The sequence below is a fragment of the Caldisericia bacterium genome (assembly GCA_026414995.1).
Taxonomy (GTDB): Bacteria; Caldisericota; Caldisericia; order B22-G15; family B22-G15; genus JAAYUH01.
Genome location: JAOAHY010000041.1, coordinates 1 through 309, shown reverse-complemented (window position 1 = coordinate 309; position 309 = coordinate 1). Strand labels below are relative to the sequence as shown.

Annotated in this window: 1 protein-coding gene; it reads right to left on the bottom strand. The window is 28.5% G+C overall.

The features are described 5' to 3' along the window. Positions 1-27 precede the first annotated feature (27 nt). On the bottom strand, positions 28-309 hold a 282-nt coding region (locus N3D74_06685), incomplete at its 5' end, for an ATP-binding protein (protein ID MCX8095849.1).

The following is a 309-nucleotide window of genomic DNA, read 5'->3' as shown; positions in this document are numbered from 1 at the left end:
AAACTACAGACATAAATTGTATATTTTTTAATGTTTATTATCCGGTAAAATAATTAAAAATTTTGTTCCTTGCCCTAGTTTGCTATCAACTAAGATTTCGCCATTATGTAAATTAACAATATGTTTTACTATGGATAGTCCAAGTCCTGTTCCACCTGTTTCTTTTGACCGCGATTTATCAACAACATAAAATCTTTCAAAAATTCTGGGTATATGTTCTTCCGGAATACCTATACCTGTATCTGAAATTTCTATTACTATATTTTTTTCATCTTTCCTATAAATATTAACTCTTATTTCTCCTTGGTC